15 protein-coding genes are annotated in these 16132 nt (G+C 62.1%); 9 read left to right on the top strand and 6 right to left on the bottom strand.

The window, feature by feature from the left end; genetic code table 11:
- Window positions 1-5 precede the first annotated feature (5 nt).
- The 3 genes from FGL86_RS16820 to FGL86_RS16810 are packed head-to-tail and all read right to left on the bottom strand — an operon-like array spanning window position 6 to window position 3062.
- Window positions 6-2231 carry a PepSY domain-containing protein gene (locus FGL86_RS16820; protein WP_147185844.1) on the bottom strand — a complete coding sequence of 742 codons (2226 nt, stop codon included), beginning with the start codon at window positions 2229-2231 and terminating at the stop codon, window positions 6-8.
- A gap of 28 nt (window positions 2232-2259) precedes the next feature.
- The gene (locus FGL86_RS16815; protein ID WP_147185843.1) at window positions 2260-2736 is read right to left on the bottom strand and encodes a DUF2271 domain-containing protein; all 477 of its coding nucleotides are present in this window, start codon (window positions 2734-2736) and stop codon (window positions 2260-2262) included.
- On the bottom strand, window positions 2733-3062 hold the full coding sequence (locus FGL86_RS16810) for a PepSY domain-containing protein (protein WP_147185842.1): 330 nt from the start codon (window positions 3060-3062) through the stop codon (window positions 2733-2735). Before FGL86_RS16810 ends, FGL86_RS16815 begins: the two co-directional genes overlap by 4 nt.
- A gap of 163 nt (window positions 3063-3225) precedes the next feature.
- Here FGL86_RS16810 and FGL86_RS16805 point away from each other — a divergent pair, with 163 nt between their 5' ends.
- The 5 genes from FGL86_RS16805 to FGL86_RS16790 all read left to right on the top strand — a co-directional run bounded on the left by FGL86_RS16805 (window position 3226) and on the right by FGL86_RS16790 (window position 6952).
- Complete coding sequence (locus tag FGL86_RS16805) at window positions 3226-3885, top strand: response regulator (protein WP_147185841.1); 660 nt, start codon at window positions 3226-3228, stop codon at window positions 3883-3885.
- Complete coding sequence (locus FGL86_RS16800) at window positions 3882-5207, top strand: sensor histidine kinase (protein WP_147185840.1); 1326 nt, start codon at window positions 3882-3884, stop codon at window positions 5205-5207. The genes FGL86_RS16805 and FGL86_RS16800 overlap by 4 nt, the downstream gene beginning before the upstream one ends.
- A 177-nt stretch (window positions 5208-5384) precedes the next feature.
- Window positions 5385-6143 (top strand): VIT1/CCC1 transporter family protein, encoded by a 759-nt coding sequence (locus FGL86_RS16795; protein ID WP_147185839.1) that lies wholly within the window; start codon window positions 5385-5387, stop codon window positions 6141-6143.
- Window positions 6144-6252: 109 nt separating this feature from the next.
- The gene (locus tag FGL86_RS18290; RefSeq protein ID WP_281288526.1) at window positions 6253-6378 is read left to right on the top strand and encodes a hypothetical protein; all 126 of its coding nucleotides are present in this window, start codon (window positions 6253-6255) and stop codon (window positions 6376-6378) included.
- A gap of 106 nt (window positions 6379-6484) precedes the next feature.
- Window positions 6485-6952 (top strand): hypothetical protein, encoded by a 468-nt coding sequence (locus FGL86_RS16790; RefSeq protein WP_147185838.1) that lies wholly within the window; start codon window positions 6485-6487, stop codon window positions 6950-6952.
- A 115-nt stretch (window positions 6953-7067) separates the two neighbouring features.
- Here FGL86_RS16790 and FGL86_RS16785 read toward each other — a convergent pair whose 3' ends face one another.
- Together FGL86_RS16785 and FGL86_RS16780 are read right to left on the bottom strand one after the other, a co-directional pair.
- On the bottom strand, window positions 7068-8369 hold the full coding sequence (locus FGL86_RS16785; protein ID WP_186764433.1) for a patatin-like phospholipase family protein: 1302 nt from the start codon (window positions 8367-8369) through the stop codon (window positions 7068-7070).
- Window positions 8370-8539: 170 nt separating this feature from the next.
- Window positions 8540-9952: an MBL fold metallo-hydrolase RNA specificity domain-containing protein gene (locus FGL86_RS16780; RefSeq protein ID WP_147185836.1), complete on the bottom strand. Its 1413-nt coding sequence runs from the start codon at window positions 9950-9952 to the stop codon at window positions 8540-8542.
- A gap of 247 nt (window positions 9953-10199) precedes the next feature.
- Here FGL86_RS16780 and FGL86_RS16775 point away from each other — a divergent pair, with 247 nt between their 5' ends.
- Window positions 10200-12353 (top strand): DUF3141 domain-containing protein, encoded by a 2154-nt coding sequence (locus FGL86_RS16775; RefSeq protein WP_147185835.1) that lies wholly within the window; start codon window positions 10200-10202, stop codon window positions 12351-12353.
- A 79-nt stretch (window positions 12354-12432) separates the two neighbouring features.
- Here the strand turns inward: FGL86_RS16775 and FGL86_RS16770 are convergent, their stop codons facing one another.
- Window positions 12433-12885 (bottom strand): cytochrome c, encoded by a 453-nt coding sequence (locus FGL86_RS16770; RefSeq protein ID WP_147185834.1) that lies wholly within the window; start codon window positions 12883-12885, stop codon window positions 12433-12435.
- Between the two features lie 198 nt (window positions 12886-13083).
- Between FGL86_RS16770 and FGL86_RS16765 the strand changes: the two genes are divergently transcribed.
- From FGL86_RS16765 to FGL86_RS16755, 3 genes are all read left to right on the top strand, one after another.
- Window positions 13084-13650, top strand: a complete 567-nt coding sequence (locus FGL86_RS16765) for a TetR/AcrR family transcriptional regulator (RefSeq protein WP_222433766.1) — start codon at window positions 13084-13086, stop codon at window positions 13648-13650.
- Window positions 13651-13725: 75 nt separating this feature from the next.
- Window positions 13726-15111 carry a TolC family protein gene (locus tag FGL86_RS16760; protein WP_186764432.1) on the top strand — a complete coding sequence of 462 codons (1386 nt, stop codon included), beginning with the start codon at window positions 13726-13728 and terminating at the stop codon, window positions 15109-15111.
- Window positions 15108-16106, top strand: coding sequence for an HlyD family secretion protein (locus tag FGL86_RS16755; RefSeq protein WP_147185831.1), 999 nt, complete (start codon window positions 15108-15110; stop codon window positions 16104-16106). Before FGL86_RS16760 ends, FGL86_RS16755 begins: the two co-directional genes overlap by 4 nt.
- The last annotated feature ends 26 nt before the right edge of the window (window positions 16107-16132 follow it).

Raw genomic sequence — 16132 nt, 5'->3', positions numbered from 1 at the left:
AGCCATCAATAAACATCCTCACGATAACGCCCCTGGGCCTTGAGTGTCAGCACGTCGATACCGAGTGGCGCGACGATGTCGTTCAGCGCCGCCATAACGCTTGCCGCCATGTCCCGGCCGCCGCAGACCAGGATCTGCGCACCTTTTTCGATCAGCCGGCGTAGTTCCGGACCATTCGCGATGAGTTTGTCCTGCACATAGGCACGTTCATCGACACGAGAGAATGTCGCGTTCAACCTCGACAGTCGCCTGTCCGCGAGATAGGCGTTCAATTCCGGCTCATAGAGGAAGTCGGACCGCGGACAGCGACCGCCCCAGTAGAGGTGCATGGGGTGATGCGACGTGTTGTGGCGGATGAAACCTACCAGCGGCCCGATGCCGGTACCCGCGCCGATCAGCACGATCGGTGCCTTGCCGGAGGCGGGGCGGAAGTCCGGATTGGGCTGGATAAAGGCCTCGATGGTGCCGCCTACCGGCAGCGCATGCAGGAAGCCCGAACACAGGCCGCCGGAATGATGACGCACGCAGATCTCCAGCACACCATCCTTCGAGGCCGAGGCCAAGGAATAGAAGCGCGGCACCGGGCTGTCCGGCGGCAGGATGCCGACCAGGTCGCCGGCCTCGAAAGGCGGCAGACCGGTGCGCCGCAACAGACGGCTCAGCAGGCCGGTCTTGCCACCACTTTCAGGCGCCTTGAAGCGCAATACGGCGGTGGGGGCCTGCACCTCGGCACCGTAATCGACCCGCTCAGCGAGTTCCAGCGCGGTGGTGCGTGGTCGCACCGGGGTGTGGACCAGCGTCAGCTCGATACCGAGTACCTTGCCCAGGGCGTTGCCCCAGCGGGCGAACTCCTGCGGCGACTGCCGGTCGATGGTGTCGAGCGGTAGCAGCTGCGGCCAGCCCTTGGCGGCGAGCGCCGTCTCGACCTCTTTCGCAAACCCGCAGAACTGCGGAAACTGCCGATCACCGAAACCCAGCACGGCAACTGAAAGATCCGGCGCGTCCGTGATTTTCTCGAGGCGTGCCAGGAATTGGTTGGCCGAGGCCGGCGCATCGCCATCTCCGTAGGTCGCGGTGAGGATGAACAGTCGTTTCGCGCCGCGATAATGCGGGGCCAGCCGGTTCATGGGGGCGGTATGCACTCGATGGCCGGTCTGAACCAAGCTGTCGTGCAGGGTCTTGGCGAAGCCCCAGGTGGAGTTGCTTTCGCTGCCGACCAGGATCACGCTATCCGCGGCGTTCGGCCCGCTGTTGGCGGCGATCTTCGGCTTGGAGCGCTGACGCTTCCACCAGATGATCGGGCCGGTCACCGCCATCACCGACACCGTCAGGGCGGCCAGGCCGAGGATCAGGCCAAGCCACCAGAGGCCTTCGCCGGTGTGAAGCATATAGATGAATTCATAGAACCTATGGGTCGCGTCATGGGGCTGGTAGGAAAGCCATTCACCGCTGGCCTGATCGATATAACCGGCGCCCTGGTCGGTACCCAGGGAGTACAGGTCCGTGGGATCGTCCGGATAGGGGTAGACCAGCTCCCGCAGGTCGTTCAAGTCTGTTGCCTTCAAGGCCGACAGGGTATCGATGGCGGCGGGAGGACCGCCAGCGACCTCCAGCGGGAATTCGGGCTCGGCCTCCATACCCTCTGAGGCCAGACCGAAGGTGGCGGCGGACAGATAGGACCCGGTCAGCCCCGACAGCAGCAGGCCGAGAATCGCCGCTCGGCCGAGTTCGATGTGCAGCCGCTGACTCAGGGTGCCGCGTACCGGGCGCAACACTTGACGCCATCCGCCCAAACGAGTCGCCAGCAGCATGGCGCCGGAAATCGCCAGTACCACCATCGCCAGCGCCGTGATACCCGCCACCGCGCGACCGGACATGTCGAGCAGCATGGAGCGGTGCAGGTTCTTTACCCAGCTCGTGAACGACGACGGCTCATAAGGGGCGACGGCCTGCCCGGTGCGCGGATCCACCCGATCGGCTCCCACCTGGCCATCTCGGGTGTAATAAACGATGAGGGTGCCCGAGGGCGTGCGCTCGATCTGCTCGGCCCCCGGGTAATGCTCCACCACCCTGCCCGCCAGCTCGGCGACGCTGATCTGCCCGGCGGCGGGAACCACGGTCCCCGCCCGCTCGAGGGCCGGGTTGAGCGACAGGATCGCCCCGGTCACCGTGAGGACGATGACGAACAGTGCCGCGATCAGGCCGGGTAGCGAATGAAGCTGGCGTAGCATGGTAAGTATGCTCCTTGTTCGATCAGAATCAGAAGGTGTAGCGGAACGACTGCACGTAGCCACGGCCGGAGACCGGCTTGCCCGCGCCCTCGGTGGTCAGGGGTACGACGACGTCGGCGCGATTGTCGCGCATGTCCTCGACGGCGGTGTCCACGCGCACTTCATATCCCGCGTCGATCAGCTCATCGGCAATGTCGAGGGTGATATTCAAGGCGCGGCCGCTGTCGACGCTGGCACCGGTCAGACCGTCATATTCACTGCTGCGCTGGCCGCTGCCCCGCGCCCAGTCGCGCAGGTGCTTGTAGTATTTCGACTTCTCTCCGGCTATCCAGAGCGTATCCTGGTATCGGCCGTTGGCGTCGGTGAGGTAGAGCGCCACGTAGGCACCGTCGCCGCCGTAGCTTTTCAGTTCGGTGGTGAAGGTGACTTCGCGTGCTTGGGCGAGGGTCGGCAGAGCGGCGGCAAGACCAAGGGTCAGAGCAAGAGCAAGGGTGAGCTTTTTCATGGCCTGTCTCCCTTGTCTCCGCTGTATAAGCTATCGGGTATTACCGCATCCTCGTCGAATTCGATCTCCAGCTTGCGTAGCCGCAGTGACGCCGGGGCATAGTCCGCCTCGACCTTATTGCCATCCTGGTCGAGGCCCTTGACCTCATAGCAGCCATCATCGATCTTGATACGGCGTACCTGCCAGCCTTTGGCCTCTAGTTGCTGGCGCAGGATTTCTCGAGGTTGCCAGTCGGCGACCGGATCCTTGCAGTCGTGACTTGCTTGAGCGGCGGTGGCGCTCAACAAGGTGCATAGCGTGATGGTGGTAACAAAGGGGATTTTCATGATCTTCTCCAAGCAAGATTCGCTGTCACTGTAGCTCCTCATGCTGACAGCAGACTGAAGCGGCTGCGCCCGATGGAATGCACGGATGATCCGATCCATTCAGGTAGCGGTCAGGTCGATCCGTTAGTCTCGGGGGTATCGATGGCTTCGGGAGAAAGACGATATGCGCATACTGCTGATCGAGGATGCACTTCCCTTGGGCGAGGCGGTACGCGACCAGATCAAGGACGATGGCCATGCGGTGGACTGGATGCAGACGCTTGCCGATACCAGGGCGTGTCTTGCCACCACTACCTACGATCTTTTGCTGCTCGATCTGATGCTGCCGGACGGTCAGGGAATCGATTTCTTGAGGCAGCGGCGCAAGGCAGGCGATGCCACACCGGTGATCATCTTGACCGCCCAAGATCAGATTTCCGACCGTATCGACGGCTTGAACGCCGGCGCGGACGATTATCTGGTCAAGCCCTTCGACCTGTCGGAATTGTCGGCGCGAGTCGCCGCCGTGGCACGGCGCTACAGCGGCAATCCCAATCCTCTCTTGCAAGTCAAGGATCTGGACATCGACCTGTCGAGCCATTCGATCCGGCGTGGAAGCCGTTCGATCGATCTGACGGCTCGGGAATGGGCGTTGTTCGAGGCGCTGCTGCAGCGCCCTGGCGCGTTGCTGACCAAGTCTCAGCTCGAGGATCATCTATACGCGTTCGGTGCCGAGATCGAGAGCAATACCATCGAAGTCTATATCAGCCGCATGCGCAAGAAGCTCGGACATGACACGATCGAGACGGTACGCGGCATGGGTTACCGGCTGGGGAAAACATGAATGATGCGACCAGCCTTCAACGGCGTCTCGGTCTCGGCCTGACCCTGGGGGTTACGCTACTCTGGCTGGTTGCTACCACGGTCACGACGCTTGTCGTCGAGCATACGTTGAACAAGACACTCGATAGCGCCCTGGAAGAAACCTCGCAGCGCATCCTGTCCCTGGCCGTCGTCGAGATCTTCAATCGGGAGAGTTCCGACCTGCTTCAGCAGGTGGCCTCCCTGCGCCCTCACGAGGAGTACATCACCTATCTGGTGAGGGGGGCAGACGGTATACCGTTGCTCATCTCCCATGACGTCGATCTCTCCGTCTTTCCCGAAACGCCCCAGCTAGGATTGCGCAGCACCGCGACCCATCGGCTCTACGGCACCTCGGCGGTCAGCGATACCTTCTTTATCGAGGTCGCCGAGCCGTTGACCTATCGCCGCCGGGCAACCCGGGAGATGCTGACGATGCTCCTGTTGCCGTTGGTGGTGCTGGTACCGCTCAGCCTGATCGGCATCTGGTGGTTCGTGCGCCACAGCCTGGGCGGCCTGCTGGCCTATCGGCGAGCGCTCGAGGCACGCAACGCCGGCGATCTGTCGCCGGTCGAGGCGAAGCGTCTGCCCAAGGAACTCGTGCCTGTCGCCGAGGCGGTCGATCAGCTGCTGGCACGATTGCGCCGCGCCCTGGAGGCGGAACGCAGCTTCACCGCCAATAGCGCCCATGAGCTGCGCACGCCTCTGGCAGCGGCCCTGGCCCAGGTGCAGCGCCTGCGCCGCGAGGCACCGCCGGGGCCCTTGCATGATCGGGCGGGACGGATCGAGGCCTCGCTGCGTGATCTCTCGCGTCTCTCGGAAAAGCTGATGCAGTTGGCCAAGGCGGAGAGCGGCGGTTTGCTGGCCGAGGCGCCCCGGGACGTGCTGCCGATCGTCACCCATGTCGTCGACGACTTTCGCCGTACCTTCGAGGCGCGCCTCGAACTGTCGCTGCCCGAGGAGGAGCAAGTCGTCTCGTCGATCGATCCGGACGCCTTGGCGATCCTGCTACGCAATCTGATCGAAAACGCCCTGAAACACGGGCAGCAAGATCAACCCGTCGAGGTTGTCCTGTCGAACGAGGGTGTGTTGCGGGTGATCAACGCGGGGACGGTAGTGCCCGCAGAAGATCTCGCGCGGTTGATGGATCGTTTCACCCGAGCGAATACCCGAGCCGGCGGCTCAGGCCTTGGACTCGCCATCGCCCATGCGATCGCCGAGGGCTCCGGCGCTTCCTTGACGCTTAGCTCCCCCGCTGTGGGGCGCCGGGATGGCTTCGAGGCGAGCCTATGGCTCCCACTGTGAGCGTATCTGGTAAATCAGTATGGTTTATTCCTTGGAAGGGCTTCAAAGCTCGCGGCATGCGTCGACCAATACTCCTCCTTGCTCGCCTGGTGTGCCAAGCTGATGGCTGGCATATGGCGATCAGGGCAGGCGCATTCAGCACAGCAGAGAGCGGGCGGGACGCCCCGGGAGAAGGTCATGACCGGCAAGAGACACGAGTCACTGGAGCACCAACACCGCCCGGAGGTCATTCGCCACCGGCTGCGTGAGCCGTCCCGCGTGCAGAACCTGCCCGATGCCATCCTCGGCGGCATCGACGGCTGCGTGACCACCTTCGCGGTGGTCTCTGGGGCTTTTGGGGCGGGGTTCTCGGCCACGGTCGCCCTGGTACTGGGCGTGGCTAATCTTCTGGCAGACGGCTTTAGCATGGCGGTTAGCAATTACGAGGCGATCCAGGCCCGGCGCGAGCATGTCGAGGGGGTGCGCCGTAACGAGCATCAGCATATCGACCTGGTGCCGGAGGGCGAGCGCGAGGAGATTCGCCAGATCTTTCAGCGCAAGGGTTTCGCGGGCGAAACCCTGGAGCGGGTGGTGGAGACGATCTGCAGCGACCGCGAGTTGTGGGTGGAAACCATGGTCCGCGAGGAGCATGGCCTGCAGACCGAGGGGCTGAGTCCACTGCGCTCGGCGTTGACCACCTTCTTCGCCTTCCTGGTGGTGGGGGCCATGCCGCTGCTGCCCTATGCGCTGCCGGGCCTGGGCACTACTCGGCAGTTCCTGGCGAGCCTGTTGGTGGCCGGGCTGATGTTCTTTCTGATCGGCATGGGCAAGAGCCTGGTCTATCACCAACCGGTGCTGACGTCGGGGCTGCGCACTCTGCTGATCGGCGGCGCGGCGGCGGGATTGGCCTTCCTCACCGGCCATCTCGCCCAGACGCTGTTCGGCGTCGGGATGTGATTGGGTCGTGCCGAGCTGTGGCAACGAGCTATGGCATGAAGTCATCGGCGAGTAACGCCCACCGTGGAGGGAGTTGCGGGCGATCAGCCCGTTCCAGGAATTCGATCGCATGCTGGACGGTTTCTTCGATCATGGCTGGATGCGCCCGATGCGCTGGGAGCATCCCCTATGGGAATGCTTCGCCGCCTTGTCTGTCTGGCAGATATCGAAGGTACGACATGGGAAGTATCTATAGGACCACCCGAATCACTTGACCTCGGTCAATGCAGGCCGACCAATAGCACGCTATGGTTATACCGTTAGAGCGTTTTTTAAACGGTCCAATTAAAGAGGAATATGAGATGAAACAGCAACAGGTTCCAACTGCCGTCGCCGTGGCGGTAGCCTTATCGCTGAGCGCCATGATGACGCTTACCACCCCGGCGCTGGCGCAGTCCGATGATCAGCCCGTCTATGGTAGCCAACTCATGAACGATCAGGAGCGGCAAACATATCGTTCTCAGATGCGCAATGCGGCTACCCCGGAAGAGCGCGAACGCATCCGTACCGAGCACCATGAGCAGATGCAGAAGCGTGCCAAGGAGCAGGGAGTGACATTGCCCGAGATGCCGCGCCAAGGGATGGGCCAAGGCCAGGGCATGCAGCAGGGTCAGGGCCAAGGCATGCAGCAGGGTCAAGGAATGGGTCAGGGCCGAGGCATGCAGCAAGGACAAGGCCAAGACATGCAGCAGGGTCAAGGAATGGGTCAGGGCCAGGGCATGCAGCAAGGTCAGGGCATGAAGCGTCAGAATAGAGATGCCAATAACTGAGCGAGACACTCGATCGAAGGGGGCCCCGGACTGCCTGACCGATATCCCTTTCGACGATGGCTTTAGAACTCGATCGAGGATGGCGAGCTGTCGCCGTCCTCTCGAGCGAGGTCGCTCAACAGCGCTGAAAGCCGGGGGATTCATCGAGCAGATGGCCCGCCATCTCCCGCAGCGCATCCACCTGCTCGCTTGGCAGACTCAACGAGGTGGGAATGGCCATGAAGTCGTCGCGATCCAGCTCGTCTTCGATGGCCTCGAGGGTTACTTCGATCAGGTAGAACTCGATGGGCTGCCTCTCTTTTTCATGTTCGAGCGGGCGCTGCGCCCAACCATCGAAGTATGCCTTGAACAGTTCGATGGTCTCGAAGGAGTAGCGATTGATAGGGGTGTCCTTGACGTTACGCACCACTTGTACCGGGGTCGGCACGGAGCCGATGCGGTCGACGGATAGGTCCGGCCGCGTCTCGGCGCTGACCATGATCAGCACGACCTTGCGTAGCTTCTGGGTATCCAGTGCTTGCGCCAGTCCCAGTGGGTCCTCTCGCGACAGAATACGATCAAGCAGGGCGCGCAGCCCGGTGTTATCGGAAAGGGCGCCGTCCAGCAGATGAATATAGGGACGTCGTTCGGCATCGAGATAGGAGCGCAACTCGGTCGCCTTATAATAGCGGCGTGCCGAGGCGGTGCGGTGCATGAGCGCCGCCTGTACCCAGTCGGGCTCCTGGTAATCGCAGCTGCCGGCATGGTTGCGTAGGGTCAGCGGCGTCAAGGCAACCGGCACCGCGCTGGAGGCCGTCACTGCGCGTGACAGAGGGTAAAGTGCAAGGTTCGAGCATAGCAGATCGAACTGATCCTGGGAGAACTCGAAGCGCGTGCCCAGTGACAGGTCACTGGCATTGATCAACACGAAGGGGCGTCCCTGGCGCTGCAGATCGGCAAAGGTCGCGTCATGGAACAGATTATCATCCAGGTACTCCGCCACCAGATCGGAGCGACCGAACCGGGGACTCCAGGAGCGTATCAGGTTGGCTGGGGCCAGGAATTTGCGGGTGATGTCACCCTGCACATTGCGCTTGAGAAACTCGGCCTCGAAATCCTCGAACAAGCGCTCGCGGTACAGCGCGTAGTAGGCGGCGGTGTAGCTGCCGCCGGAAACGGCGGAGATGATGTCCACCTCGTCGAGCAGACGTTTGCGATGACCCTCCCAAACGATCTCGGTACGGGCAAGCCGTTCGAGGGTGCCGTAGGCTAGCGCCGCGGCCCGCGTGCCGCCACCGGAGAAACTCAACGCCAGCAGTAGGCTACCGGAGTTGTCTTCGCTCGGAAGCGTCTCCAGTCGGTAGCCGGTGGTCGGGTCGTAGTGTTCGAGAGGAGCGTTGTCCGGATAGTGCGCGCAGCTGGCGAGCAAAGCTGCCAAGCATAGACTCATGATTGGCCGAATTCGATAGCCTTTGAACGGGTTCGGCATACAGTGGGTATTCGGTATCTTCATGTAGTTGGCTTCCCGTCATGGATCGGATTTCTACTCGAGCGGTAAGCGAGGATGAGTCTGCTCAGGCATGCCGGTTCCAAGAGCCCAGACTTGTCTCATGTATCGATGTGTCCGTTCCATTCGATACGTTGGCCCAACTCGGGAACCCTCACTCGCCAGCCATGCGTGCTGCGCAAGCGCGCCGCTAAGGTCTGTGCTGCGAGGACCTCGCCTTGGACTACGAAGGTTTGTCGTGGAGGATGCCGGAAGCCGGCCGACCAGGCCAATAATGCCGCTTGGTCGGCATGACCCGATAATCCAGCGATGGTGTGGATCCTGGCCTTGATGGGAATGTCTTCACCAAACAATCGTACCCGCCTGGCTCCATCCACCAAGCGACGGCCGAGCGTTTCTTGTGCTTGAAAGCTGGTGATAAGTACGCTGCATTCGGGGCGTGCGAGGTTATGGCGCAGGTGGTGACGAATGCGTCCTGCCTCACACATGCTGCATGTGGAGGCGATAAAGGCTCCCGAACGTATTCGATTCAGTGTCTTGGATTCCTCTACGCTGGCGATGAACTCCAGATGAGATAGGTTTTTGCCGAATGCATACCATTCTGGATGATGCCTTGCCGCAATATCGAATAGTTCCAAATGTTCCAAGATAATCTGGAGGGCTGCATTGGTCATTGGGGAATCAATGAAGAGGCGCAGGTTTTGCGAATGCCTTTCCCGGATCGTTCGGTGCAGGTGGTAAAGAACTTCCTGAATATGACCGATGGTAAAGGCTGGAGCAATCACGTTGCCCCCACGCTCGCGAGTCTGCTTGATGATTCGGGCCAGTTCCTCCTGAGAAGCTCTCCGATCCTTGTGCAGTTGGTCACCATAGGTAGACTCGATGAGCAAGATGTCGGCCTTCTCGATGCAAGTGGGGCCATGAAGGATCGGTTGGCCAGGCTGACCAAGGTTGCCACTTACCACTATCTTGGTGGTATGAGCATTCTCGGTTAGCCATATTTCGAGAATGGCCGAGCCTGGAATATAACCTGCGTCGCGAAAGCGGCAGCGCACGCTGGGATGGGGCTGAAGGTCCTTTTCGTAAGCGTGCAACTGCACCTGTCGCAGGCAGTTGTAAGCATCCGCTGGGGTGTACAACGGGGTCGCTACTGGCGATGCTCCGTGGCCGGTCTTGCGCTGTAGAGCATATTCGGCCTCCTGCATCTGAATATGGCTGCTTTCGGGGAGTGTCACTATCAGCAGTTGAGCCGTCGCGGCGGTGCAGTGGATCGGGCCAGTGAAACCCTCTCGGCATAGCTTGGGCAGTAGACCGCTGTGATCGGTGTAGGCTTGGGTCAAAAGGACGAAGTCGATGTCGTTCGGGGCGAAAGTGAAAGGCTGCCGGTTGCGCATCGCCGCGTCCAATCCACCCTCCACCATGCCACAATCGACCAGGAAACGAGAGTTGGACGTTTCGATCAGAAAGCATGACCCGGTGGCTTCACAGGCTGCACCAAGGAATGAGATGTTCATGTTGTGTGCCTTTCATGCTTGGGTTGCTGTAATACGCTGAAGCGACTTGCCTACCTTGATAGCAGCGACTAGTCTTAAAAGAAAGCAAGTAATCACTTATTATAAGAAGTTTTTAATCACTGCAAATCATATCGATCGTATCGGGGCAGGGTTGAACACTCTTGTGAAGGTTCCTGCAGGGATTAGCTAGCACTGCACCAGAAGAATCATGCGAGCCCGTTGGGCCACCCTATTCAGGAGTTAATCAATGAATGTGGACCATCAACTCGATACGCCGCTAGGTCGGAACGTGATGCTCGAGTACGCGACCGATGCGCTGCAGCGCAACCTCCTGTTCTGGGACGTATTGCGCCTGCGCAGCGAGGAGTATTACCGGCACAAGGCGATGACGGTGCCGCATGTGCTGAGCTTCGATCTTGAGGTAGTGCTCGATGCGCGGGACTTCGAGCGTCCCGTCAACTTCTGGCTGGCCCGCATCGAGCCTCCCGCCGGCATGGAGATCGACCCGCTCAAGCGTCCGTTCGTGGTGTTCGATCCGCGTGCCGGCCACGGGCCCGGCATCGGCGGCTTCAAGGCCGACAGCGAGCTGGGCGTGGCCCTGCGGGCAGGGCACGCCTGCTATTTCGTCGGTTTTACGCCGGACCCGATGCCGGAACAGACCGTCGAGGACGTCATGCACGCTCACGCACGTTTCCTCGAGGCGGTCAACGCTCGCCACGCGGAGGCGGAGGGCAAGCCCTGCGTCATCGGCAACTGCCAGGCAGGCTGGGCCGTGATGATGCTGGCAGCGGTTCGGCCGGGGCTGTTCGGACCGATCATTGTCGCTGGAACGCCGCTGTCGTACTGGGCCGGCCTGAAAGGGCAGAACCCGATGCGCTATATCGGCGGACTGCTGGGTGGCAGCTGGCTGACCGCCCTGACCAGCGATGTCGGCGGGGGGCGATTCGACGGTAGCCATCTGGTCAGCAATTTCGAGAACCTCGATCCCGCCAACAGCTATTGGACCAAGTACTATCATCTCTGGGCGAATGTCGATAGCGAGGTGCCGAGGTTTCTCGAGTTCGAGAGATGGTGGGGCGGCCATGTCGATCTGTCCGCCGAGGAGATGCAGTGGATCGTCGATGAGCTGTTCATCGGCAATCGGCTGGCGACGGCGGAGCTTGTCACCGGCGACGGCGTCAGGATCGATCTGCGCCATATCGATTCGCCGATCCTGTGCTTCTGCTCCGAGGGCGACAACATCATCCCGCCTCCCCAGGCGCTGGGGTGGATCTGCGATCTCTACCTCACGGACGAAGACATTGTCGCCGCCGGCCAGACCATCGTCTACGCGATCCACGCAAGCGTTGGCCATCTCGGCATCTTCGTCTCCGGCAGCGTCGCCCGTAAGGAGCACCAGGAGTTCACCTCGAACATCGACCTGATCGATGTCTTGCCGCCCGGGCTCTACGAAGCGGTCATGACGCCCAAGACCGACGAGACGGTCAATCCGCAGTGGGTCGAAGGCGACTGGCTGGTGCGTTTCGAGCCGCGCTCGCTGGCCGATGTCGAGGCTATCGTTCGGCCCGATCCCGACGAAGAACGACGCTTCGCGACGGTCAAGCGGGTCTCGGATATCAACCTCGGGCTGTATCGGACCCTGATGCAGCCCTTGGTACAGGCTCAGGCGAGCAAGGACGTGGCGGAGTGGCTGCACAGGATGACCCCGGCCGAGCTTCCTTACGGGTGGTTCTCCGAGCGCAATCCGCTGATGTCACCGCTCGCCAGCCTGGCCGAGCGGGTCAGGGAGGAGCGTAGGCCCGTCTCCGAAGATAACTGGCTGGTCAACCTGCAGGAAAACTACTCACGCTGCGTCGTGGCGGCGCTGGATGGCTGGCGCGATCTTCGCGATAGCGCCGTCGAACAGTGGTTCATGACGTTCTACGGCTCGCCCGTCACCCAGGCGCTGGTTGGCCTGAACACTTCGGATGAAACGCCTCGTCCACATCCTGGGCAGACGCCGGTAAACATCGCCCTCGTCGAACGGCGCATGGCCGAGATCCGCGCGCGTATCGGCGAGGGAGGGCTGCCTGAGGCGGCACTGCGAGGCCTTGTCTATATCTCAATGGGGGGCGGCGGAGCGGATGAACGGGCCTTCAACGTCCTGCGCGAAATGCGCGCCGAGCACAGCGAAATCTCGCTTGCCTCGTTCAAGCAGGCCGTGCGCGAGCAGTTTCTTGCCTTGACGCTCGCCCCGCATGCTGCGATCGACGCAATCCCCGCCATGTTGGCCGGCGAAACGCAGTCCAGGGACAAGGTTATGCAGGTGATTCACCGGGTCGTCTCCGCCGCTGGCACGCTAACCGACGAGCAGCGCAGGCGGCTGAAAAGCATAGAGGATATGTTCATGAATCGTGTCTAGGATCCGATACCGCCCAGGATCTCACTGCCATCTTTACTTAGCGGATGATGGGGGGCATCACCTCAGATAACTCAATCCTTCATGGATCATCGTAAAAATGTTCCATGAAAGGATTGCGGAAATCTTGGTGGCAGGCGAGACAGCGGTTTTGCAGCGTGGCGAACGCGGCGATCACCTCGGCGCCATTCTGGTTCTCGGCGGCTTTCTCGAGCTGCAGCGCCGCCTGCTGGATCTTCTTATCGTGATTTCTGAAGGTGCTGGCATCGGTGCCAAGAAAGCCGAGGATGCGCATTCTTTCGATCGCCGACGGCTGGGAATGGTTGGCGATCATGGGGGCGGTTTCCGCGACCAGCGCCCAGTCTTCTCGGGAAATGCCATCGGTGATGGTCTGCATCTCTTCGCCGAGTTCTTGCATGATACTGCGCAGCTCCAGTGGTTCGGTGTCGTCGGCCGCCCATGCCGGGATGATGGCGATCAGCACGGCGCTGACGACCGTGACGCTGAGGGTTATGAAGCGGTGCGGGTGTTGCATGGAATACCTCTCGTATGGGGTGCTGCTAATGATCGAGGAATTTCGTGACGGACCAAGCAAGATGCCGGAGCCTTGGTCGAATTCTGCTTGCATGTTCAAGGATGGTGCGCCTATGCTAGAAAGCAAGTAACTACTCACTTATAGGGCGATATGACCCGACAACGCAAGTCACATGAGACACGCCGCGAAGAAATCATCATGAGCGCGCTGGATCTTTCCGCCGAAATCGGCACCAAGAAGGTCACCGCACAGGCGATCGCCGATCGGATCGGCATTGCGCAGCCGACGGTGTTCCGACACTTCAAGAACCGTAGCGCCATCTTTCGCGGAGCGATGGAGTGGATCGCTAACGCCCTGTTCGGCGTTCTGGAAGGGGTAAATGGCGATGCCCCCGCCGACGAGCGTTTGCGCAAGCTGCTGGGGCGTCAGCTTGCCTTCATCGGCAAGCGACGCGGGGTGGCTCGCCTGCTGTTCTCCGATCGGCTGCACCTCGAGGATCCCGAGCTGAAGCTCACTGTGCGGCGGATCATGGAGCGCTATATGGGGCATCTGGAAGCCATCGTTCGTGACGGGATCGCGAGTGGGTATTTTCGTCGCAGTCTGGATCCTGCCGAGACGTCACGCTTTATTGCCGCCACGGTGCAGGGTCTGGTGATGCGCTGGTCCATCTACGATTTCGAGTTCCCTTTGGAGGATCAGGTCGATGCGCTATGGCGTTTCCTGGAGCCGGCGCTGATGGCTGAAGCGGGTGATAAGTGTTCTTGAATAGTGGGTCTGGGTTCGCCAAGTAAGTCAGCGGACGGTTCGGTGGCGTAAGACGTTGAAAAGGGGGCCATGATCATGATGAGGCTTGCTTGGACCTCCTCACGATTTGCCTGGGGCCTGCTGCTGGCGCTTGCAGGCCTGGGAGCGAGCATTCCGGGATCGGTCGATGCGGCGGAGGCGCTGACGCTGGATGCCGCCGTAACCCAGGCGCTGCGCGCGAACCCTAACCTGAAGGCGGTCAGCCTGGAGCACGATGCCCTTGCCTTGGAGCCCGAGATCGCCCGTGGTGCCCGCTACCCCGAACTAGAACTCGGCTCTTCCTACACACACTATTCGGACCCCTATCTCGTACATCCGATCGAGCAACCCGGTGTGTTTCCTCCCTTGGATGATGACATCACCAGCGTCGGGGCCACAATGCGTCTGCCGCTCTACGCCGGCGGCAGGCTGGTGGCGGGAGAGTCCCTGGCGGCCAGTCGCAGCGAGAGTGCACTGCAGCGGCTGCACGCCAGTGAGCAGGATCTTCTCTTCAACGTGGTGGCGACCTACGCCAAGGCGCTGCAGCTACGCGATCTGACTATCGCCGAGGGCCGCCGCATCGAGGGACTGCAGGCCGAGGTCGAGGCGATCCAACGCAAGCTCGACCAGGGCCGGGCCGCCCGACTCGAGGTGCTGCGGGTCCAGACGCGGCTCTCCCAGGCGCAGTTCGACCAAGGGGCGACGGCCCAGGGCGAGCGGGATGCCCAGGGGCTGTTGGCCGCCCTCTTGGGCATGCCCCTCCGGGATCGGGTGTTGAAGGAGCTGCCCAACGCATCTTTCGAGGTACCCGGATCGGCGGATGCGGCGGCAGAATTGGCCGCGCGTGAGCATCCCCAGGTACGTCAGGCCCAGGCGGAATGGAATGCCGCCGCCGATCGTCTGGCGATCGCCCGCGGCGAGCGTCTTCCTGAGGTGGACCTGGTCGCGGAGACCCAGACACGCCGCGGCGATGACTGGGAAGGGCGCGACGACTGGTATGTCGGGATGACTCTGAGTGTGCCGCTGTTCGACGGGGGTATTCGTCGCAAGCGCGTCAACCAGGCCGAGTTCGAGCGACAGCAGTATCGAGAACGGCTGCGTGGTGTCGTCGATGACGTCACGACGGAGGCACGGGCCGCCTTCGGCGGTCTGCAAACGGCTGATCAGCGATTGCAGTCGGCGCGTCGGGCCCTGGAAGAAGCCGAGGAGGCGCTGCGCATCGAGACGCGCAAGTATCGCGCCGGCAGAAGCACCGTCACGGACCTGCTGAGCGCCGAGGCGGCGCGCTGGACGGCCCTGGCCAGCCTGAATCAGGCCGAGTACGAGCGCTTCGTCGCGGACATTCGCCTGTATCGAGCGCTGGGCCGGCTCACCCCGACGCTCTTTACCGGCGCGACGTCACTGCCTGCCGAGTCGATGTCAGAAGGAAAAGGCACCTCATGAAAAACAAGCTGGTTGCCGGTGGTTTGGTACTGATCGTGATCGCCGCCCTGGCCGGGTTCGCGGCCGTTCGTTGGGGCCCCTGGTTCCAGGAGGAGGAGAGCGGCATCCTGATGGCCTCGGGCACGGTGGAGGCCACCGAGGTGAGGATGGCCTTCCGCATGCCCGGCACCCTCGTCGAACGCCGGGTCGACGAGGGCGACGACGTCTCGGTCTCGCAGCCCATCGCCAGACTCGATCAGCGCGACGCCGCGGCGAGCCTGCGGGAGGCCGAGGCGGCGGTGGCGTCCGCCGCGGCGGAGCTCGACGAGCTGACCGCCGGCTATCGTCTCGAGGAGATCGCCGTGGCGGCGGCGGCGGTCGAGGAGGCCCGGGTGACATTTCGGCGGCTCCAGGCCGAGGCCGCGCGCTCCCGCTCCCTGTATGACGACGAGGCCATCAGTCGCGAGCAGCGCGACCGGGACGTGACGGATGCCGAGGCGGCCGGGGCCCGGCTTGCCTCGGCTCGGGAACATCTCACCATGCTGCAGGCCGGCTATCGGCCCGAACGGATCGAGGCCGCCCGGGGGCGACTGAATCAGGCCGAGGCGCGCCGGACCAATGCCCAGACCTTCCTGGATGATACCGTCATCTATAGTCCGATCGAGGGCGTCGTCACCCGGACCCACGCCGAAGTCGGCGAGACCCTGGCCGCCGGCCGCGCCGTGGCGACGCTGACCGAACTCGGCGCTCCCTGGGTGCGGGTCTATATCTCCGAAGTGGACATCGGCCGCATCCGCCTGGGGGCCAAGGCCCAGGCGCGCGTCGACAGCTATCCCGGACGGGATTTTCCCGGCACCGTGACCTTCGTCGCCTCCGAGGCGGAGTTTACGCCCAAGAACGTGCAGACCCAGGAGGAGCGCGTGAAGCTGGTGTTCGCCGTGGACGTCAGCCTCGACAATCCCGAAGGAGCGCTCAAGCCCGGCATGCCCGCGGACGTCTACATCGAGGTGCAGTGATGGACCAGGACGACACCGCGTCAGCG

The sequence above is a fragment of the Pistricoccus aurantiacus genome, from assembly GCF_007954585.1.
Taxonomy (GTDB): domain Bacteria; phylum Pseudomonadota; class Gammaproteobacteria; order Pseudomonadales; family Halomonadaceae; genus Pistricoccus; species Pistricoccus aurantiacus.
The sequence above is the reverse complement of the archived record's forward strand: the minus strand, read 5'-3'. Positions and strand labels throughout refer to the sequence as shown.